The organism is Bacillus amyloliquefaciens DSM 7 = ATCC 23350, assembly GCF_000196735.1.
GTDB classification, from domain to species: Bacteria; Bacillota; Bacilli; order Bacillales; family Bacillaceae; genus Bacillus; species Bacillus amyloliquefaciens.
The window spans coordinates 780,330-801,350 of sequence record NC_014551.1; the positions used below are offsets into that span (position 1 = coordinate 780,330).

18 protein-coding genes and 1 pseudogene are annotated in these 21,021 nt (G+C 46.5%); 7 read left to right on the forward strand and 12 right to left on the reverse strand.

All coding sequences use genetic code 11. From position 1 onward, the window contains the following. The first annotated feature begins 113 nt into the window (after window positions 1-113). A complete protein-coding gene (locus BAMF_RS24200) occupies window positions 114-557 on the forward strand; it encodes a YfmQ family protein (protein WP_013351369.1) in 444 nt (147 codons plus the stop codon). A gap of 39 nt (window positions 558-596) precedes the next feature. Here BAMF_RS24200 and BAMF_RS24205 read toward each other — a convergent pair whose 3' ends face one another. Further along, window positions 597-2,534: an LTA synthase family protein gene (locus tag BAMF_RS24205; protein ID WP_013351370.1), complete on the reverse strand. Its 1,938-nt coding sequence runs from the start codon at window positions 2,532-2,534 to the stop codon at window positions 597-599. A 245-nt stretch (window positions 2,535-2,779) separates the two neighbouring features. On the opposite strand from BAMF_RS24205, the gene BAMF_RS24210 reads away from it, so the two are divergent. Further along, window positions 2,780-3,157, forward strand: coding sequence for a DnaJ family domain-containing protein (locus BAMF_RS24210; protein ID WP_013351371.1), 378 nt, complete (start codon window positions 2,780-2,782; stop codon window positions 3,155-3,157). A 9-nt stretch (window positions 3,158-3,166) separates the two neighbouring features. On the opposite strand, the gene BAMF_RS24215 is transcribed toward BAMF_RS24210, so the two are convergent. From BAMF_RS24215 to BAMF_RS24225, 3 genes are read right to left on the reverse strand one after another with little or no spacing between them, the layout of a single operon-like run. Continuing rightward, window positions 3,167-3,598 (reverse strand): Hsp20/alpha crystallin family protein, encoded by a 432-nt coding sequence (locus BAMF_RS24215; RefSeq protein ID WP_013351372.1) that lies wholly within the window; start codon window positions 3,596-3,598, stop codon window positions 3,167-3,169. 15 nt (window positions 3,599-3,613) lie between these two features. Next, a complete protein-coding gene (locus BAMF_RS24220) occupies window positions 3,614-3,856 on the reverse strand; it encodes a spore germination protein (RefSeq protein WP_013351373.1) in 243 nt (80 codons plus the stop codon). 14 nt (window positions 3,857-3,870) lie between these two features. Beyond that, complete coding sequence (locus tag BAMF_RS24225) at window positions 3,871-4,131, reverse strand: spore germination protein (protein ID WP_007408496.1); 261 nt, start codon at window positions 4,129-4,131, stop codon at window positions 3,871-3,873. A gap of 269 nt (window positions 4,132-4,400) precedes the next feature. Here BAMF_RS24225 and treP point away from each other — a divergent pair. From treP to BAMF_RS24245, 4 genes and pseudogenes are all read left to right on the forward strand, one after another. After that, window positions 4,401-5,816, forward strand: a pseudogene (gene treP / locus BAMF_RS24230) (PTS system trehalose-specific EIIBC component). Between the two features lie 75 nt (window positions 5,817-5,891). Further along, the gene (gene treC / locus BAMF_RS24235; protein ID WP_013351376.1) at window positions 5,892-7,577 is read left to right on the forward strand and encodes an alpha,alpha-phosphotrehalase; all 1,686 of its coding nucleotides are present in this window, start codon (window positions 5,892-5,894) and stop codon (window positions 7,575-7,577) included. 23 nt (window positions 7,578-7,600) lie between these two features. Beyond that, window positions 7,601-8,317 carry a trehalose operon repressor gene (gene treR, locus BAMF_RS24240; protein WP_013351377.1) on the forward strand — a complete coding sequence of 239 codons (717 nt, stop codon included), beginning with the start codon at window positions 7,601-7,603 and terminating at the stop codon, window positions 8,315-8,317. Between the two features lie 132 nt (window positions 8,318-8,449). Then, on the forward strand, window positions 8,450-9,115 hold the full coding sequence (locus BAMF_RS24245) for an NAD(P)H-dependent oxidoreductase (RefSeq protein WP_013351378.1): 666 nt from the start codon (window positions 8,450-8,452) through the stop codon (window positions 9,113-9,115). Window positions 9,116-9,149: 34 nt separating this feature from the next. Here the strand turns inward: BAMF_RS24245 and BAMF_RS24250 are convergent, their stop codons facing one another. The 3 genes from BAMF_RS24250 to BAMF_RS24260 form a co-directional block, all read right to left on the reverse strand. Then, entirely contained in the window at window positions 9,150-9,911 is a 762-nt protein-coding gene (locus BAMF_RS24250; protein ID WP_013351379.1) for a YibE/F family protein, read from the reverse strand. Then, the gene (locus BAMF_RS24255) at window positions 9,908-11,047 is read right to left on the reverse strand and encodes a YibE/F family protein (RefSeq protein WP_013351380.1); all 1,140 of its coding nucleotides are present in this window, start codon (window positions 11,045-11,047) and stop codon (window positions 9,908-9,910) included. The genes BAMF_RS24250 and BAMF_RS24255 overlap by 4 nt, the downstream gene beginning before the upstream one ends. 194 nt (window positions 11,048-11,241) lie before the next feature. After that, the gene (locus BAMF_RS24260; protein ID WP_013351381.1) at window positions 11,242-15,534 is read right to left on the reverse strand and encodes a multifunctional 2',3'-cyclic-nucleotide 2'-phosphodiesterase/3'-nucleotidase/5'-nucleotidase; all 4,293 of its coding nucleotides are present in this window, start codon (window positions 15,532-15,534) and stop codon (window positions 11,242-11,244) included. A 220-nt stretch (window positions 15,535-15,754) separates the two neighbouring features. Between BAMF_RS24260 and BAMF_RS24265 the strand changes: the two genes are divergently transcribed. Beyond that, window positions 15,755-16,270 carry a type 1 glutamine amidotransferase domain-containing protein gene (locus BAMF_RS24265; protein WP_003155578.1) on the forward strand — a complete coding sequence of 172 codons (516 nt, stop codon included), beginning with the start codon at window positions 15,755-15,757 and terminating at the stop codon, window positions 16,268-16,270. 20 nt (window positions 16,271-16,290) lie between these two features. Here the strand turns inward: BAMF_RS24265 and BAMF_RS24270 are convergent, their stop codons facing one another. The 5 genes from BAMF_RS24270 to BAMF_RS24290 all read right to left on the reverse strand — a co-directional run bounded on the left by BAMF_RS24270 (window position 16,291) and on the right by BAMF_RS24290 (window position 20,943). Then, on the reverse strand, window positions 16,291-17,322 hold the full coding sequence (locus BAMF_RS24270; RefSeq protein WP_014469893.1) for a LacI family DNA-binding transcriptional regulator: 1,032 nt from the start codon (window positions 17,320-17,322) through the stop codon (window positions 16,291-16,293). 134 nt (window positions 17,323-17,456) lie between these two features. After that, window positions 17,457-18,341 (reverse strand): shikimate dehydrogenase, encoded by an 885-nt coding sequence (locus BAMF_RS24275; protein WP_014469894.1) that lies wholly within the window; start codon window positions 18,339-18,341, stop codon window positions 17,457-17,459. A gap of 64 nt (window positions 18,342-18,405) precedes the next feature. Beyond that, the gene (gene aroD / locus BAMF_RS24280; protein ID WP_013351384.1) at window positions 18,406-19,167 is read right to left on the reverse strand and encodes a type I 3-dehydroquinate dehydratase; all 762 of its coding nucleotides are present in this window, start codon (window positions 19,165-19,167) and stop codon (window positions 18,406-18,408) included. A gap of 26 nt (window positions 19,168-19,193) precedes the next feature. After that, window positions 19,194-20,387: an MFS transporter gene (locus BAMF_RS24285; protein ID WP_013351385.1), complete on the reverse strand. Its 1,194-nt coding sequence runs from the start codon at window positions 20,385-20,387 to the stop codon at window positions 19,194-19,196. A 340-nt stretch (window positions 20,388-20,727) separates the two neighbouring features. Then, window positions 20,728-20,943 (reverse strand): DUF1128 domain-containing protein, encoded by a 216-nt coding sequence (locus tag BAMF_RS24290; RefSeq protein WP_013351386.1) that lies wholly within the window; start codon window positions 20,941-20,943, stop codon window positions 20,728-20,730. Between the last annotated feature and the right edge of the window lie 78 nt (window positions 20,944-21,021).

The window sequence follows — 21,021 nt, forward strand, 5'->3', positions numbered from 1 at the left end:
CATATATGCGATCCGGATTTTTTGCATATCTATCAAGTTTCACATAATGTACAAAAAACAACGTTTCCTCCTGTGTTAAGATTCATGTAGAACAAGTATGGAGATGATGTAAGGTGACGTGGATTGCAGTTGTTTCAATTGTTGTCATAAGCCTGATTAAGATTGTACTGACATGCCTTCCTACCGGAGCGGTGGAATGGATTCTCCGCAAATTTGAAACCCATTCAAAGCTCAGTGACGAGTCCGCTGCCGTATCCCTCGGCGGAAAACGTCTGGAAGGCGAAGACAAACGCCGGGTGATTGATGACTTTAACGAAGCTGTGTTTATAGAACGGCATTATATATACCCGGGTGATGAAGAGCGTTATCTTCATCCGCAAAACGGAGCCGATCCGCTTGTCATTAAGACGAGAAAAGGAAAAAAAGATGTGACGGTGTTTGTATACAGCTACGAAGATCATGTAGATGTCGTCAAACAGCAGAAAAAGAAAGTCGTCGCTTATTCGGTTCTTTCCGACAGCCTGCAAAAGCGCTCAATGGCCGCAGCCGGAAGTTGAACATAAAAAAGCCAGATCATAATATGATCTGGCTTTTGTTTATTCTTTTTGATCATCTGATGAAGAATCTTCACGCTTCGTATAATCGAATTGTGACGGGTCCACTTTCTTGAAGCCTTTCGGCTGATAGAAACGAAGCAGATCGCCGTTGATGATCTTATCAGACATTTCAAGCTCGGTTTTGACGAGAGAGTCTTCTTTTTTATCGACTTCTGAATCATCTAAAAGTCTTCCGGTTTTCGTATCGTAATACTTGCCGGCGACTTTCGTATAGTTCGGTGAGATGAAGTCGCCGTTACGGAACGGAATCACTTCTCTGTGCTCTTTCGATAAGATATCAGAACCTGACATGAGATAATCTTTCGTATCGACGCCGAGCAGATGAAGAACGGTCGGCGCGACATCGACATCGCCGGCAAATTTATGATTACGGCCGCCTTTCACGCCTGGAGCGTGGATAAAGAGCGGAACCCGCTGAAGCTGAGCATTGTCGTAATCAGTGATCTCATCTTTGCCGAGCACTTTCGCCATCGCTTTATTATGGTTTTCAGAGATGCCGTAGTGGTCTCCGTACATCACGATAATCGACTTATCGTACAGACCGTCTTTTTTCAGATCATTAAAGAACTGTTCAATTGATTCATCCAGATAGTTCGCGGACTGGAAGTAGTTATTGACGACTGAATCGCCAAAGTCTCCTGCCGGGAAGTCTGTGTCCTCTTTATCCATTCCGAACGGGAAGTGGTTGGACAGCGTAATGAACTTCGTATAGAACGGCTGCGGCAGGCTCTTTAAGAGCGGCATGGATTCTTTGAAATACGGTTTGTCTTTCATGCCGTAGTTTTTCGTATTCTCTTCGCTCATGTCATAATAAGCGGAATCGAAGAACTTATCGATGCCTTCCGCTTTGTACATTTCGTTACGGTTCCAGAAAGTCTGCGTATTACCGTGGAAAGCGGCAGACGTATAGTTTTTGCCTTTTAAGATCGCAGGAACGGACTGAAGCGTGTTTTGCGCTTTATTGACGAAAACCGAACCTTGCGACAGCGGGTACAGAGAGTTTTCCATCATAAATTCCGCATCTGATGTTTTACCTTGTCCCGTTTGGTGGAAAAAGTTATCAAAGTAGAATGTTTGATTGTCATGCGCCAGTTTGTTTAAGAACGGCGTCACTTCCTTGCCGTTAATTTTGTAATCAATGATAAAGGACTGCAGAGACTCTAATGAGACGTAGATGACGTTTTTCCCTTCGGCTTTTCCGAAATAGACGTTGTTCGGCACGTCATAGTTGGCCTTCATGTAGTTTTCCACATCCGTTACATCGCTTGAATCGGCAAGCGCGCGCTGGCTGTTTGACTTCACATTCTGCACGGCATCGTAAATCGTGAAGTTGTACGTGCCCAAATATTTCACCAGATAGTTTCGGTCAAATGAGCGTGTCAAAAGCTCAGGTCGGTCGGATTCCGCGACGGCCAGGTTGATCAGGAACACAAGCACGGCGGAAGCCAAAACGATTCTGAATGATTTCTTCGCCGGTTTTTCAGCCGGTTTTTTCATCTTAAGGGCCAAAATAATCAAAATGACGGTATCCAGGAAGTAGAAGGCGTCTGTCCATCTCATTAATGAAAACGCGCTGTCTCCGAGCTGGCCGCCGTTTGTTTTTGCCTGCATCATGACCGGGATGGTAATGAAATCATTAAAGAATCTATAATAGACGATGTTTGCATAAAGCAAAAAAGACAATAAAAAATGAATCACAATAATGGCTGTCTGCTGTAATTTTTTCTTGAAAAGAAGTCCAAATCCAAGAAAGAACAAGCTGGAGCTCAGCGGATTCACAAAAAGCAATATTTTCTGGATCGTGTTGTCTATGCCGAGGTTAAAGTTTAAAATATAAGCAGCATATGTTTTCACCCACAATAACACGACCGCTATCAAGAAGAAGGCAAGTCCTCTTTCTTTTATAAATGTTTTCATTGTTACACTCCTTTTTTCCGATCACGGTTTACACGGAACGATAGAAAAAACGAACGTAATCAATATACCATGAAACCAGCAAATAGAAAAGGTGGAAAAGGCTCATCGGAAAAAGGGCGAAAAACGCTGTCGCAAAGGCAGTTTATCTGTTGAATGACAGCTTTAAAAATAAAGATGGGATAAACTGGGACCATCATTTCCGTGTGATATGACCCGGTTCAATCGAAAAAAAGAGGTGACAAATGATGGATATTGCCCATATCGTGGCTGAAGATAAAATCAAGCGCGCCATTAAGGATGGAGAATTCGCCGGCATCAAAGGAATGGGAAAGCCCCTGCCGAAAGACGATGCTGCACATCTTCCGGAGTCGCTCAGAATGGGCTACCGAATCTTGAAAAATGCCGGGATCGCCGAGGATGAGGGCGCGCTGAAGAAAGAGCTGATGACACTCGATTACTTGATCGCCAAGTGCCGCAATGAAACGGAGCTGGATCACCTGCGGAACAAACGGACGGAAAAACAAGTCAGGCTCGACAAGCTGACGGAGGAGAAAGCCATGTTCTCAAAACCCGCATCTTCTCATTATAAGGAGAAAGTGTACAGATGGCTGAACCGCCCGTAAGCCGGCTCCTTATATTTTTTTCTGAAAAGGAATGTGTTCCATCAGACGCGGATAGGAAATGTGAAGCAGGCCGTTGACGCACTGCGCCTGTAAAAGATGGGGCTCAGCCGGTTCAGGAAGATCAATCGTCTCATCAATTTCCCCGTAATACCGGTTTTGGCAGATTCCCATGTCCTTGGGAAAAAGGGGCGTGATGTTTCCTTTTATATGCAGCCGTGTTCTTGACAGCAGCCTCAATGTTAATTCTTCTTCGTAAACACCGGGCAATTCCACAATGACAAATGTGTACTGTTCATCCTGATAGATATCATAAATCAGGGTGTTTTTTTGTAAGGAGAAAAACTCTTCGGGAGATTTCCGTTTCAGGACATTGGTCCAAAAGTCGCTGGGCTTGTGCTCATTCGTAATCTCAAGCCACTTTCTCATTTTTTCGATATCCACTTCAGCATAGCTCCCCTATATTTGATTTGCGATCGGCATTGACGGGTTGGCGATCTGATCCTGATCGCTCACGTCAGGGTCAAGATGGCCCGAATTCAAACATCCGGCGGCCGGCGAAAAGTCTCCTAAAGAAAAGTTCGCGCCGACAAGTTTACTGTTGGCGGTGTGGCTGTTTTGTACGGTCTGACCGATATCGACGTTTCCGTTTTGCGTTGCTCCGTTTACTTTTATATTGACGACGTTAATTTGGTAAGGCATTCATAAAAACCCCTTTAATCTATAATGGGCGGCACCGGCGTAATATTTGCGGTATCTGCGGTTCCGATGGCTGTCTGGTCGTTTACATCAGGATCATTTAACAAGTTCTCCATCATCGATTCTATAGGTGACGTATCGCCGAATGAAGAGTTCAGTCCTTGTGATTTGTTATTTGTGGTGGGACTGTTGTATGCCGCTTCCCCAATCGTAATAGATCCGTTGCCAGAAATACTGTTAATCTTCAAATAGTACAGGTTGATAACAGTGGATGGCATCTCTTCACACCTCTTTAACTTAGTTGTACAGTACTGTATGCTTTTGCTGCTCCTGTTGTGATTCCGCCTGGACATGCTCCGGGAAAAACAAGTAATCAAGACCCCGTCCCGGCGGGGATTTTTTTGTGTAAGGGTCTTTCGCAGTATATTTGTGATGAAAGCGCTATAAAAATAGATTGACGACATGTATATACATCATTACAATAGAGTCATAAACATGTATATACAAGTTTACAAGACAAAATGAAAACGGTTACGGAGGGGTTGGCATGGGTGAGTTTAACCGGGCTGCGCGGCAGATCGCTGAAGCTGTCGGCGGAATCGAAAATATTGAGGCGGCGACTCATTGTGTTACGCGTTTGCGGTTTGCGTTAATAGATGAAACCAAAGTGAATCAGAAAATGCTTGATGCAATAGACATTGTCAAAGGTTCTTTTGCGGTAAACGGACAATTTCAAGTCGTGATCGGGCAGGGGACGGTCAACAAAGTATATGCGGAGTTAGTGTAGGAAACAGGGATAGGCGAAGCGTCAAAGGATGACGTAAAGAAGGCGGCAGCGCAAAAAATGAATCCGTTGCAGCGCGCTGTGAAAACGCTTGCGGACATCTTTATTCCGATCCTTCCGGCGATCGTCACAGCCGGGCTTTTAATGGGTCTGAACAACATCTTAACGGCGGAAGGCATTTTCTTCAGCACAAAATCGATTGTCCAAGTGTATCCGCAATGGGCGGATCTCGCCAATATGATTAATCTGATTGCGGGGACGGCCTTCGCTTTTCTGCCGGCTTTAATCGGCTGGTCAGCAGTGAAGCGGTTCGGGGGAAGCCCGCTTTTGGGCATCGTGCTCGGGCTGATGCTTGTGCATCCTGATCTGTTGAATGCATGGGGCTACGGGGCTGCCGAGCAGAGCGGCGATATTCCGGTGTGGAACCTCTTCGGCCTTGAGGTGCAGAAAGTCGGGTATCAAGGTCAGGTGCTTCCGATTCTGCTGGCGTCTTATTTACTTGCCAGGCTTGAGCTCTTTTTAACCAAACGGACGCCGGAAGGCATTCAGCTGTTAGTCGTCGCACCTGTGACGCTGCTGGTCATCGGTTTTCTGTCGTTTGTCATCATCGGACCGATCACTTTTGCGATCGGAAACGCGCTGACAGCGGGATTGATCGCTATTTTCGGCCAATTCTCCGCCATTGGCGGCCTGCTGTACGGAGGGCTGTATTCGGCGCTTGTGATTACGGGGATGCATCATACGTTTCTGGCGGTCGATCTTCAATTAATCGGCTCAAAGCTCGGCGGCACATTTCTATGGCCGATGCTCGCTTTGTCAAATATTGCTCAAGGATCGGCGGCTTTGGCCATGATGCTGATTACAAAAGATAAAAAACAGCGGGGGCTTTCACTGACGGCCGGCATTTCCGCATATTTGGGCATTACCGAGCCGGCGATTTTCGGCGTAAATCTGCGTTACAAATTTCCGTTTGTGATCGCCATGATCAGTTCGGGAATCGCAGGGATGTACATCTCCGTTAAAGGCGTTTTGGCAAGCTCAGTCGGAGTCGGCGGCGTGCCGGGGATTTTCTCCATCATGAGCCGGTACTGGGGGCCGTTTGCGCTCGGAATGCTGATCGTGCTGATTCTCCCGTTTGCGGGAACATACGGGTATGCGCGGCTGAAGCGGAAAAAATAGATAACCTGCGGGACGCCTTCATTCAGGCTGTCCCTTTCCCTTTTCAAATCAAACGAATACAGGCGGTGAAGAAAAATGAAAACAGACAGCACACCATGGTGGAAAAAGGCAGCGGTGTATCAAATTTATCCGAAGAGCTTTAATGATACGACGGGAAACGGGATCGGCGATCTTAACGGCATTATCGAGAAGCTTGATTATTTACAGAAGCTTTTGATTGATGTCATTTGGCTTACGCCGATTTACGATTCACCGCAGAATGACAATGGCTATGACATTCGTGATTACTGCACCATTTATGAAGAATACGGAACAATGGAGGATTTTGAACGTCTTCTCAATGAAGCGCACAAAAGAGGGATCAAGGTCGTCATGGATCTTGTTGTAAACCATACATCCGTCGAGCACAGGTGGTTCAAAGAAGCGGTCTCGTCACCTGACAGTCCGTATCGGGATTTTTACATTTGGAAAGACGGAAAGGAAGACGGCCGGGCGCCGAACAACTGGGAATCAAAATTCGGCGGCTCCGCTTGGAAGCTCGATCCGGCGTCAGGCCAGCACTATCTGCATTTATTTGATGTGTCGCAGGCTGATTTGAACTGGGAAAATGAAGAGATGAGAAAACGGGTTTACGACATGATGCATTTTTGGTTCCAAAAAGGGATCGACGGCTTCCGGCTTGATGTGATCAATCTCATTTCTAAAGACCAATCGTTTCCTGATGCCAAGGACGGACATGACGGGCGTCCTTATTATACGGACGGGCCGCGTGTGCATGAATTTCTCCATGAGATGAACCGGGAAGTGTTTTCGAAATATGACAGCATGACGGTCGGTGAAATGTCCTCGACAACGGCTGATCACTGCATCCGGTACACAAACCCGGAAAGTAAAGAACTCGATATGACCTTTAACTTTCATCATTTAAAAGTGGATTATCCGAATGGTGAAAAGTGGGCGCTCGCTCCGTTTGATTTTCTGAAGCTGAAACGGATTTTAGCGTTTTGGCAGACGGAGATGCAAAAAGGCGGGGGCTGGAATGCTTTATTCTGGTGCAACCACGACCAGCCGCGGGTCGTATCCAGATACGGAGACGACGGCGTGTACCGGACGAAATCAGCTAAAATGCTGGCGTCGGCGATTCATATGATGCAGGGAACGCCTTACATTTATCAAGGCGAGGAGATCGGCATGGGCAATCCGAAATTCGATGACATCGGCTCATACCGTGATGTCGAATCACTGAACATTTACAAGAAGATGAAGGAAGAGGGCGTGCCCGAAAAAGACATTATCGCCATTTTAAAAGAGAAATCAAGAGACAATTCAAGGACTCCCGTTCAATGGAACAGCGAACCGAACGGCGGTTTCACGACGGGAACGCCTTGGATTCCCGCGGCGGATGATTATCAGGACATTAACGCAGAAGCGGCTTTGCGGGACCCGGATTCAATTTTCTACCATTATCAGAAGCTCATCCGGCTCAGAAAGGAATATGACATCGTGACCGAAGGAACGTTTGAACTGCTTGCTGAAGACGATCCGTCGGTTCTGGCGTACGTGAGACACGGCAAGGATGAAAAACTCCTGTGCATCAACAACTTCTATGGAAAAGAAGCGGATTTTACGCTCCCGCTTGAAGACATGGCCGGCTGGCGGTTTACGGTGCTGTTGACGAATGATGAACAGAGGGAAGGGCGGCCGGAACGATTGACGCTCCGTCCGTATGAATCGATCGTTTATCATCTGACCAAAGCGTGATACACTAATCTGGGTGGTCATGAATGAAAGTGAATAAATACATCACAATCTATAAAGACATGGTGCAGCAAATCGAAAGCGGCATGCGGAAGGCGGAAGACGTTCTTCCGTCTGAAAATGATTTGTGCGATCAATACGGCGCATCAAGAGAAACCGTCCGCAAAGCGCTCAATATGCTGGCGCAAAACGGCTACATCCAGAAAATCAAAGGCAAAGGCTCCGTCATATTAGACAGAGAAAAAATGCGTTTTCCCGTCTCAGGCCTGATCAGCTTTAAGGAGCTTTCGGAAACGCTCGGAAAAGAGACGAAAACGACGGTTCACCGTCTCGGGCTGATTCCGCCTCCCGCCGAAGCCGCAAAAGAGCTTGGCACAAAGGCGGATGAAAAGGTGTGGGAAGTCGTCAGATCAAGGCGGATTGACGGAGAACACATTATTTTGGACAAGGATTACTTTGTGAAAAAGCACGTTCCTCTTTTGACGAAGGCGATTTGCGAAGATTCGATTTACGAGTATCTCGAAGAAGAGCTCGGTCTGTCAATCAGCTACGCGCAAAAAGAAATTGTCGTGGAGCCGGCAGGGGAAGAAGACCGAAAGTATTTGGATCTCGGCGGATTCAGCCATATGGCGGTCGTGAAAAACCGTGTGTTTTTGGAGGACACCAGCCTCTTTCAATATACGGAAAGCCGGCACAGGCTCGATAAATTTCGTTTCGTCGACTTTGCGAGAAGAGAAAAATAAGAACGGACTGCCGCGGCAGTCCGTTTTTTTGTCAGTATCAAAATGGATACTATCCAACAAAAATGTGCGTACTGGTACTTTTAAAAATGTTGGCTACAATAGTACATACGAGATTGTAAAGGAGAGATCAGAATGTCAGATAAAAAACACGAGATCATCGAAGCGTATCAATTCAGACACGCCACAAAGGAATTTGATCCTGAGAAAAAAATTTCAGAAAGCGATTTTGAATTCATTTTAGAAACGGGAAGATTATCCCCAAGCTCACTCGGTCTTGAACCTTGGAGATTTGTCGTTGTCCAAAATCCGGAGCTTCGCGAAAAACTTCGCGAGTTCACGTGGGGCGCGCAAAAGCAGCTGCCGACCGCAAGCCATTTCGTTCTTCTGCTTGCCCGGACGGCAAAGGATATCCGTTTTGACGCCGACTATGTCAAAAACCACTTGCGGGAAGTCAAAAAAATGCCGGATGATATGTATGAAGGCTATATCAGCAAAACGGAAGAATTCCAGAAACATGATTTCAATCTGCTTGAATCAGATCGTGCGCTGTTTGACTGGGCATCAAAGCAGACATATATCGCCCTCGGCAATATGATGACAGCCGCTGCGCAGATCGGCATTGATTCCTGCCCGGTAGAAGGCTTCAATTACAAAGAAATTCACCGGATTCTTGAAGAAGAAGGGCTTCTTGAAGACGGAAGTTTCGACATCTCCGTCATGGCCGCATTCGGGTACCGTGTCAGAGAACCGCGCCCGAAAACAAGATCTGTCTCAAAAGACGTTGTGAAGTGGGTATAAGATAAAAAAGCTGCCGGGAAACTGCCGGCAGCTTTTAACGTTTATTTTGTTTCGCTAAAAAATAGGCGGTGATCCAGGACGTAACGGGAATGATCAAGCCGATCCCGATTCCGGCGCAAAGAATGGTGACGGCTTCTGCGCTGAAGACTTTTGAGTTCACTATTTTTTCAGCAGAGTATGATAAGTCTTTAAACCATATAATTAAAGCCAGATAGCTGCCGAAAAAAGCAAAGAATAAAGTATTCGTATTCGTTCCTAAAATATCTCTCCCGATGCTTAAACCGAATTTGTACAGATCTTTTCTGTTCATGGACGGATTATGGCTGTGAATTTCTCTCATGGGCGAGGTAATGGAAATCGCCACATCGGTAATCGCCCCTATCGTGCCCATAATGATCATCGCAGCGGTCACCTTCACAAAATCCACCCCGACAAAAAGCGTGAATATACCGATATCACCCAGTTCTTCTTCACCAAATCCTTGAATCGAAGTATGTTTCGTTACGGCCATAATAAAAAACAGCAGCAATACAATCGTCAGCATTGCAGAAATAAAGGCGGTTACGGTTTTGACGTTTCCCCCGTTAATATAAAAAAGTGTAATGCTGCAAATCACGGCGGAAGAGAGCAATGTTAAAACAATCGGATTGATATGCGGGTCTGTCATTAAAATGATGGTGAGAAAGAGAACACCGAAATTTAAAAATAACGCAATAAATGATCTCGCTCCCTTTTTACCGCCGATCATGACCATCAATAGAAATAAAATCGCCGCAAGAATTACGATGACATTCATGAGCTTGCCTTCTTTCGTTTAATGAAAAAGATAGAAGCATACAGACTGGCAGGTATGGTTAAAACAATTCCGATCCCCCCGGCCAATGCTCTGGCTATTTCCAAGGAAATGTTCATAGAAAGAGTGAATCCTATCGGTGAATCATTTTTCAGATACAAAAGCATCATCGGAATAGAGCCGCTTATATAAGCAAAAAACAGAATGTTGGTCATCGCCCCCATTATGTCTTTTCCGATCTCCATCCCGGACCGTTTAAGCGCTTGTAATGAGATACTCTTGTTTTCTTCATATAACCCAAAGACAGATGACGTCATGGTAATGGCCACATCCATGACCGCTCCCAGTGATCCGATGAATACCCCAGCCATAAACACCGTGTGATAAGGGCGGGTTAAATACTGCATTTCTTCATATCTGAGCCCTTTCTCTCCGGCAGCCGTCATCACAAGATACGTAATCAGCAGGGAAACAAATGTGCCTGCGAGCGTCGCGGCTATGGCCGCATATGTTTTCGCGTGAAAGCCGCTGACAAGCAGCAATGATATGACAGTAAAGATGAGAATACAGATACCGCAGATGAAAATGAGCCCGATGTTCTGGTGCTTCCGGTACAAATCTAATGCAAACGACAGCAAAACAGCGTTAAAGATCAGGCTGATGATCGAAAAGAAGCCTTGTTTTTTACCGACGATAAGCAAGGTGAATATGAAAATCCAAGCGATCAGCAAAAGCTGTTTATCCCGTTTTTTATCTATAATGCTTCCCGATATATCCTTATTTGACGTGTTTCCTTTATCAATAGAAACGAATACTTCATCGCCGATTGAATATTTCTGATCATTCGCTCCGGAGGATGAATATTGATTGGACAAATGAATGAGCTGTCCTTTCCGACTGCCGTTTTCAAGTTTGGCTGTGATCCTCTGATTGAAAATCCTATCTTTGTTTTTATGCATGTCCTGCACGTCAGATTGATGCTCCAATGTTGTTTTCGTCACTTTGGCAATCGGGCGCTCATAAAAAGAAGCGTTGTAATTGACGAAAATGAGCGAGCCGATAAAACAAAGTGCTGTTATTGCGTAAAACAGCTTTTTTTTGTAAGTCATGCTGTTTCGTATCTTTCCTGTTATCTTCAATAAAAGTCCTCCAAACAGGCGGCGCCGGGAAAGCCAGACCCGCCATGAAGTGTCATACCATAGATTGTACGTCTGTGCGATATTTTATCATTCGGACATGCGGCTGTCGACTCAGAAAGGGACCGACAGAAAAGCTCCCCTGATATCAGATCAGGGGAGCTCTTGTGCCGAACCGCCCGATAAAAGCGGTTTTTTTATGCTTCGTTCACTTTTTTTGCTTTTCTTCTTTGATACAGATACAGTGCCGTTCCGAGCGCGCTGATGAGAAACCCTGCAAGGAGAATGGTATACATAGTTGTGGCCGTATCAGGAAGCAGGCCGCCCGGCGATACTCCGTCCTGCGCAGGGCCGGATGATGGGTTTTGTCCGTTTGGCTGCTTTCCCGAGCCGTGATCTCCGCTTGCCGGCGGCGCGCTCTTCGTGTTTGCGTTTAATATGGTGTATTCACTGAAATGATTTGTATAGCCCGTGACGAGATCGTGTGAAACCGAACCGTTTTCTGTTTTTGTATAGACGTGCTTTTTCCGGTCTACATGATAAATGCCCGGCTGTTTCGCTTTTTTCGTATTCTCAATGCGCAGGGTGAGCTTTACCGGCGCTTTGAATGTTTTTACTTCTTTGTTGTTCTGCTTCATTGTAAAATCGTACACATTTGAAAGCGACCCGCTTACTTTTCCTTTCGGCGATACGCCGAACCTTGTATCAGCTGCGGCTGCGTTTGCCATCGGCATTTTCATGCTGAACTTGTCATGCAGGATCGTAAGGGAAGAATCAGTTGTTCTGTCCTTTAACAGTCCGATCTGTTTTTTGGTCACACTGAGGTCAATCTGCTTTTTGGCGCCGTCATTCTTGTCGTAATACACGATCGGAGTGTTGGCGTTTTTGGCATAGACGGCAAATGCGCTGTCATCTTCAAGGGTCCATGAGCCGTTTTTTTGTTTCGTCGGCAGGTACACTTCTTGTGCGCGGCCGTCAACTTTCGGTTCAACCGCTTTTCCTGCTTTTTCAAGCTGTTCTATGAAGACCTCATAGTCGACAAAGCCAAGGTCTTCTTTATGTGATGCTTCGTTAAAGACGGAATATCCGTCTCCGCCTTCACCGACAAAGTTACTTGTGGCGACTCTGTATGTTTCCATATCAGAAATCGGCTTTAAGCTGCCGTCATCCTGCACGGCCGCGGCTTGAAGAACGCGGTGTCCCGGTTTTTTATTCAGTGTAAACGTGTATGTCAAGCCGGCAACTTGAGGGAAGGCGCCGCCTTGAGCCTCAATTCCGCTTAACCCTTGTTCCAGGGCTTGTTTGATCTGTTTTCCGGTTAAATCCGCGACGTAAAGCGTGTTGCCGAACGGCATCACATTCAGTACATCACCGAGTGTGATGTCTCCTTTATCAATGCCTGCGCGGATGCCGCCCCCGTTTGTAATCGCAAGTTGGGCGCCGGCCGCTTCCTTCGCTTTTTGAAGCATGCCGTCTGCGATGAAGTTCCCGAGATTCGTTTCTTTGGAGCGGACATGCTCACGCTGGCCGTCAAGTGCGACCTTCGTTGAGCCGACTTTTTCATTTTTGACTGAGATGAGCTCTTTTTTAAACGGATCAAGCTCTTCTTTCAGATCCGGGTCTTCTTTCGTCTGCTCGTTCACAGGCAGCGCCTGAAGAGAGGATTGTTTCGGCAGGACGACGCCGTTTTTGTCAAATGCGACATCAACCCGGCCTAGGTATTCACCGTATTCTTTTGCTTGTGCGACGATGGTCGGCTCTTCGTTTTTGACTATCTCCATTTTATCTACAAGCGTATGCGTATGTCCGCCGACGATTAAGTCGATGCCTTTTACTTTTTTGGCGAGATCGAGATCGCGCTGATGCCCGATATGGGTCAGAGCGATAATTTTATTGACGTGTTCTTTGTTCTGTATCTCTTTTACCGTATCTTGCGCCGATTGGAAGGCATCGTTAAAGACTATGCTTTTTCCCGGGCTTGATGTGACGGACGTATCTTCTGTCGTTAAGCCGAATACGGCGACTTTTTCTCCGTTTACATTAAGCAGAATGTATGGATAGATGCCTGCTTTTTTCTTTTTTCCTGCCGTAAACGTGTCTGCTTTTTTGATGAATGGACTGAGCTTTGATTCTTTGGACACATCAACGTTCGCGCTGACGAGCGGAAAATCAGGCGCTTGGAAATGATATTTTCCGGACGGATCAACCGCGCTTCCGTTACCGCTCAGGAAGCTGGCGAGAGCACCCGGTTCTTTATCAAACTCATGGTTTCCGAAGGTCATTGCGTCGTAGCCCATGCTGTTCATCAATTTTAAATCCGCCAGTCCCTGCCACTTTGTGAAATAGAGATCGCCTGAGAAGACGTCTCCCGCATCAAGCAAAATGCTGCTGTCGGTTTCGCTTCTGATTTCTTTAATTTTCGTCATCCGCCTCGCCGCGTTATCAAGGTGGGCGTGCGTGTCGTTTGTATGCATAACGGTGAGCTTCCACGGATCATCTTTCGGCGGATCTGTGCCCGGTTCATCATCCTTGAACTGGAGCTTGTACTGTCCGTAGCCAGCGTTTTTGGATTCTCCGATATAGGCAACGTCATCTGCACGGTCGGCAAACGGCTTTGCGGCCAAGGAGGATTCAAATGTCAGGTTCGTCCCTTTGACCGGAAGGATGGACCAGTTATGATCAGCCTGCGGATTAATCGTTTTCTGCTGGATGATGTAGTCCATTAAGACCTGTCTGTTTTCATCGGCTGATGAATATACGATTTTATCATTGCTTAAGTGAGGGAACCCTCCGCCTCCTGAAGCGCGGTAATTATTTGTGACGATAAGAAATTCCTGCTTGGCGCTGACGGGCTTCCCTTGATAAGAAAGGTTGACGATCCGGCTTGCGTCGGGATGAATGACTGTTCCGTTTTCATTGTATTTCGCCGGTTTTGTGACATCGACCTGATAGGTGACGCCGTCAATGACATCGAAATTGTATGAGCGGTAGGCGTCATTTATGAGGGCTTGGCTGCCGCCTTTTGCCTGGTCGATCTGATTAAACTGCCCCGCGGACATTTCGAGCCAGTCTTTCACTTCGCTTCCGTTCAGCTTGACGATCTGAACCGTGTTGTCATACAAGTATAAATCGCCGATATTTTTGATGGCGAGGTCACCTGCGGAAATGTTTGTATAGTAGTTTGAACCGTTCCGCCCCCCGGCTTTAAACGGAGCGCCCGCAGAGAGGATAGGCAGATCTTTATATTTCGTATCCTTCATCTTATTTTCGGCGTACCATTTTTGCGCATCCGTTACGATTTGAATGGACGGATCATCTTTGACTTGGGCGAAGAAACTGTTGATATCGGCTTTTGTCTGGCCGACAGGTTCTCTGATATATTTGAGCGTGCCTTCATGCGCTTTTTTGACGGTATTGACGACGGTTTCGTTTTCCGAAGTCACATTTCCGGCAATCGGCTCGATGCTGCCTTTTGCATCTTCCACATGCCACGCGCCGTCTGTTTTCTGGAGCCGGAGGTCGATGACGCCAGCATATTTGCCCCAGCTGCTGGACATGACAACGGGGATGCCGTTAATCGTGCCTTTATCGACGTCGAATTGATCAGCGCCTTTGTATTCGGCATCAGGGAACAGCCCGTGCTGATGCCCGGATACGATGGCGTCAATTCCGCTGACTTTTGTTGCCAGATCAAAAACGGCATTTTCCGCGCCGGAAGACTGCGCTTTCTTTTCGATGCCGCTGTGGGCGAGGGCGATGACAATATCGGCTCCTTCAGCTTTCATCTTCGGAATGGTTTTCTTTGCGGATTCCACAATGTCTTCGACCTGAATGCGGCCCTCAAGATTTTTCTTATCCCACGTCATGATTTGGGGAGGAACAAAGCCGATGTAGCCGACTTTTATCTGATGCTTTCCGCCGTTTTCATCTGTAACGGTTTTCTCTTTTATGACATAAGGCGTATAGCGGTTTTCGCCGCTTAATGTTTTTACATTGGCGTTGACGATCGGATATTCGGCGCCTTTGATCGTCCCGTCCAGAAATTCAAGCCCGTAATTAAATTCATGATTGCCCAGCGTTCCTGAATCATAGTGCAGACTATTCATTACTTGAATGATCGGATGGGTCTTTGCACCTGAGATAATATCATTTTTCTCATATTTTACTGCGTATTCACCGAGAGGATTCCCCTGGATCAGGTCTCCGTTATCGACAAGCAGCGTATTCGGGTTTTCGCGCCTGTGCTTCTCAATAAGCTGAGCCGTTCGGGCCAGCCCGAATTCCGTTGTCGGTTTGTCGCTGTAGTAATCGTAATCCATCATGTTAGCGTGAACGTCAGTTGTCGCTAAAATGCTGAGATTCACACTGGAGGATTTGTTTTCTTCTGCTTTAATGGGTGATGTTGGGAGGATTAGACTAAGTATCATAACTAGGGGCAGCAGAATACGGAGTGTCATATTGACGCTGCATCGTCTTTTCTGTATTCTCACCTGTTCTCCACCTTTCAACAAATTTTGTCATGCAGTACCATTGTAAGAATATTTTGTGAAAGTTTATATAGATTTCATGATGATTCTTGTAAAAAGATGAAAAATGAGGATAATGACCTATGTAATACGGATGGGCGGCAAACGTGTCTCCCATGTTTGATATTAGTCTGGCTGGGGTCATGGATTTATGTAGACTTCATCAAAGCAGGAGGTAGTAACTATGGGTAAAAAAATTGCAGTTGTATTAACGGATTATTTCGAGGATGTCGAGTATACTGAACCTGCGAAAGCTTTTAAAGATGCAGGTCATGAATTAACAGTGATTGAACAGGAAAAAGGAAAAACAGTAAAAGGCAAACAAGGGGAAGCGGAAGTGAAAGTGGATGCGTCCATCGATGATGTGAATCCGAAAGACTTTGATGCATTGCTGATCCCGGGCGGATTCTCACCTGACATGCTGCGAGCGGATGACCGTTTCGTCCAATTTGCCAAAGCGTTTATGGATGATAAAAAACCTGTTTTCGCCATTTGCCACGGCCCTCAGCTTCTCATCAACGCGAAAGCATTGGACGGGCGCAAAGCGACAGGGTTTACATCGATCCGTATTGACATGGAAAACGCAGGCGCAAATGTAGTGGATGAAGAAGTCGTCGTCTGCCAGAACCAGCTGGTCACAAGCCGCACTCCGGATGACATTCCGGCATTCAACCGCGAATCATTAAAACTGCTTGCGTAATATAAAAGCGGAGCGCCGTATCAGGCGTTCCGCTTTTTTGATGAAGATTCCCGAATGACCAGCTCAGGCGCCAGAATAATGCGCTGTTTTTTGTGCTGGGAACTGGCGATTTTATCATGCAGCAATTGAGCCGCTTCTTTTCCCGACTGCCGCGGAAAGGAAGAAACGGTTGTGAGCGGGGGATAAGAAATTTCAGCTTCCGGCACGTTATCAAAACCGACAATATCAATATCTTCGCCCGGGATGAGCCCGGCTTTTCTGATCCCTTGCATGACACCGAACGCGACCAAATCACTGAAGCAGAAAATCGCGGTCGGGCGCTCAGGCCGGCGGAGCAGCTCCATCACTGCTTCATAGCCTGCCTCGCGGGTCGGTGCACTGTCAATGACAAATTCATTTTTCACTTCAAGATCGGCCTCACGGAGCGCTTTTTTTAAACCTTTCATCCGTTTTGTCCATGTAGATGAGTGCTTCACGCCGCCCAGAAACGCAATCTCCTGATGGCCTTTTTCAATGAGATGATGCACTGCCTTATAGGTGCCTTCTTCATAATCGGCTCCGACAAAATCACAGTCGGCATCGGCGATTTCCCTGACGGCGAGCACGACCGGAATGTCAAGCTGTTCAAGGCGGGAAAGGGTTTCCTCGGCCGCGCCTGAAACCGGACATAAAATCAATCCGCCGACCCTGTGTTCCAGCATAGTCGAGATCAGCTGCTCCTGCTTCGCGACAGAATCAAATGTCGTGCCTAACAGCACCGTTAATCCGACTTCCTCGAGCGTATTCTGAACGCCGATCAGAAATTCTGAGAAAAACGTATTGGAAATGTCAGTAATAATCAGTCCTACCGTTGTAGACGTCTGTGATCGTAAATTCGCGGCGACCCGATCATACACGTACCCCAGTTCCCGCATGGATTGCAGCACTTTTTCACGGGTCGCTTCGGAAATTCGCGGATTATTGCGGACGATTAATGAGGCGGTCGATGTTGAGACGCCGGCATGCTCAGCGACCTGCTGCAATGTCACCCGGCGTTTTTTTTGCTGTTTCATACGTGCATTCCTCACTTGGTTTTTATTGTTACAACCATTATAAGCGTTTTGGCGCATGAGAAGAAAGGGAGAGGGGGAGAAAATGATAAAGCGCCGGAAGACGGATTGTCCTTCGGCGCTTTTGTTACAATAGGTTATTCAAACATTTGCTCTTTAATATACTGAACCGGCATTTCACGGCCTGTCCAGTATTCAAACGCCATGGCGCCCTGCCAAAGCATCATGCCGAGGCCGTTAATGGTTTTGCAGCCGGCCTCTTGTGCCTGTTCGAGCAATTTCGACGTAACGGGGTTGTAAACGACGTCTGTCACAATCAAATCCGGACGGAGCATGGATGTGTCTTCAATGACGCTCAAGCCTTCAAGCGGTTTCATGCCGACACCCGTTCCGTTTGTGAAAATATCGCTTGTGGCGATTTCAGCACGTAGCGCATCTTGATCTTCTAGCGGGAAGATATTCGCTTTACAAGAAGAGCCTTTCATTTCTTCATTGATGATGCGGACATTTTCTTCCGCTTTTTCGAAAAACGCGTCATTGCGGGCGAAAATTGAGATTTCGCCGAGACCTTCCAATGCGGATTGAATCGCAATCGGAGTGGCAGCCCCGCCGGAACCGACAAGCGTCATTTTTTTGCCTGTGATATCGATGCCGTGTTCTTTTAAGTTGCGGACGTATCCCATACCGTCAGTGGAGTGTCCGATCAATGTGCCGTTTTCATTAACCACTGTATTAACTGCACCGGTGAATTTCGCTGAATCCGCGAGTTCATCGAGGTAAGGGAGAATTTTCATCTTGTTCGGCATCGAAACATTGAAGCCTCTGACGTTTAAGGCGCGCATTCCCGTTACCACGTCTTCAAGCTGTTCATTGCCGACTTCAAACGCGAGGTAAGCGTAGTTCAGCCCTAATTTTTTAAACGCCAGGTTGTGCATCGCCGGAGATAAAGAATGTCCGATCGGTGTCGCGAATAATCCGATAAGCTGAGTTTTTCCGTTAATCCGTCCTAAATCTTTCTTCATGATGTATTCCTCCGTTAGTCCATTCATCTGTTTTTCATCCCGCTCGGGGGAAGAAAAACGCTGATTACATATTTTTATTTAAAATGCTGAGTACACTGCGCAATTCATCAACGGGAATCTGTCCGGGCGCTGATGCTTCTTTGCCCGCGCCGAACGTGCATGCCGAGCCGAAGACTTCGCCGGCCAGGCGGCTGATCAGGCCCGTGCCTGCCATGGACATCGTGATGATCGGCCGGTCTGCGAATTGTGTTTTCATCGTGTGTGTGGCATCCAATAAGACGAAAACATCTTCAGTGCTTTGCGGCATCACCGCGATTTTCGGAATATGCGCGCCATACGCCTGCATTTTGCGCAGCCGGGAAATGATTTCCTCTTTTTTCGGTGTCTGATGAAAATCATGATTGGACATGATGACATATACGCCGTTTTCTTCAGCGGTTTTTACAATTGATTTGACCTCGGCATCGCCTGTAAACAATTCAACGTCTATAAGGTCAATGTGTTTTGTTTCGATTGCGGTTTTGAGCAATTCAATGTAAAAGCGGCCGTCAATGACTTTATTTCCGCCTTCTTTATGGCTTCTGAAGGTGAAAAGCAGCGGTGTTTCGCCTGCGGCTTTCCGCAATTTTTCAAGCATGTCTTTTACGGCGTCCAGGCTGTCAACATGCTCGTAAACATCCGCCCGCCACTCAATGATATCCGGGTGAAGCTTATTAACGGCTTCCATTTCTTCAAGAAGCTCTTTCTCTCCGGCTGCCATCAGCGGCACAATGATCTTCGGAAGGCCTTCGCCGATAACCGTGTTTTTGATTGTAATAGTATGCATGATAAATCCTCTCCCTTAAAAAATAGTCAGGCTTTCATCACTTGCTTAAAGCGGATTCCGATAAACAATGCGAGAAGTGCGCTGACAGCCGCAATTCCGATATCTAGCAGAAAAACAGGGGTCAGGCCGGCCGCTTTGGATATCGCTCCCGTTACAAGCGGAATGACAATAAAAGATAAGCTTGATGCTATATTAACAAAAGATGTGATGGTACCTTTATTTTTAGGGAATAAAACAGCCATAACCGTCATCGCCAATTGCAGAATACCCGCAGTTGAAAGACCGATGACAAAGGAGCTGATGACCGATACGGCCGGCTGATGAATGAAAATCAAAGCAAGCAGCGCGATTGCCGCGATCACCGGGTACAGCACCATTACCGTAATCGGCTGAATCACTCTGTTTAACAGCACGGCCAACAATAACACAGACACAAGCGCCCCGATGCTGTAATAGCTAAGCAACTTAACGGCTTGCACCTCCGGCATGCCCAAAACGGATTGTCCGAACTTAGGAAGCCATACTTGAACGAGCATAAACAGCGCCGTAGATGAAAAGCCTAACAAAATAATGGCAAGTCCTTCGCGCCATATCGACGGCTGTGATTTGAACGTGTCATCCGGCGGAAAGGCTTCCGTCAGGCCGCCGTCGTCTTTTTGCTTATGATTCGGAAACGGCACCTTCAGCAGGAAAAAGCCGTTCAGGAAGAAAATGATGCCCGGCACGAAAAAAGTCCAGCCGTAAAACAAATGCCTGTCCGCAATAAATGCGATAAAAAACGGCAGCACCGTCGCGCCGATGGATACAAACGCTTTGATTAACACGGTTGCAGAGCTTGCGTTTTTCGGAAATCCTTCAATAAGAGCAGGATATGTCCCGGAATCCAAAAAGGAATTTGCGATCCCTGCGAAAATGGCGAAGATAAACGCGGCCGTATAGCTTGTCGAAAGCGGAATTCCGATTAAGAAAATCAGATACAGAAATGCGCCCGCCACGATAAACGGCCGTCTCCCGAATGTATCCGAGAGCTTTCCGGCAAACAGAAGCGAAATCAGCTTCCCGATTCCGATGGCGGAGACCAAATAGCTGACTCCGGCTGCTGATGTATGAAGCTGTTTTGATAATGCCTCCATATTGGATGCGATAATAATATTGATCATGCCCAGCAGGAAATAGTTGATATAAAGACCCGCTGCCATTTTGGTGTATATGTTTTTCATGATGACATCCCCTAATGCGGTTAATAAAGAATTAATTTATTTTTTAAACTGATAAAAGCCTAGAACCATTCCCCTTTATTGAACCACTGCCTTTCTCTGAAAACTGGTTTGATAAAACGGCTGCAGAGACAAACGGATATACTCGCGTAACGCTGATACCAATCAAGTATATCGTTCTACTAAATAAAAAAATATAAGCGGCCCGCTCATTTAGTATATCGTTCTACCAAGTTCACAGTTACTATACTCCTTCTTTTTATATGTGTCAAACCGATGAACTTTTATTTTTCACTTTTTTAATTCAAAAAGACCCGCCGTTTTCGGCAGGTCTGACATGGGTTTATTTTCTGAGAGAGGCGAGCTCCTGGGCAATGGCCTGCATTTCACTCGGGCTGAATGATTCCTTTTTCATGACCATTTGATGAAGATATGTAAGATCTTCTATTTTTTCATCACTGAAATCTTCCGCTTTGATGACGCCGACATTGAGCATATTGAGCTTCTGCGAAATGTCTTCAATCATCTTGTTTAACGTTTCTGTTTGTTGGCTCGGCAAATTCATGCATCCTTTCATGACCGTTTTCGTATCCTTTATTCTAACAGAATTCATTTAGAATAAAAGCATATTTCCACA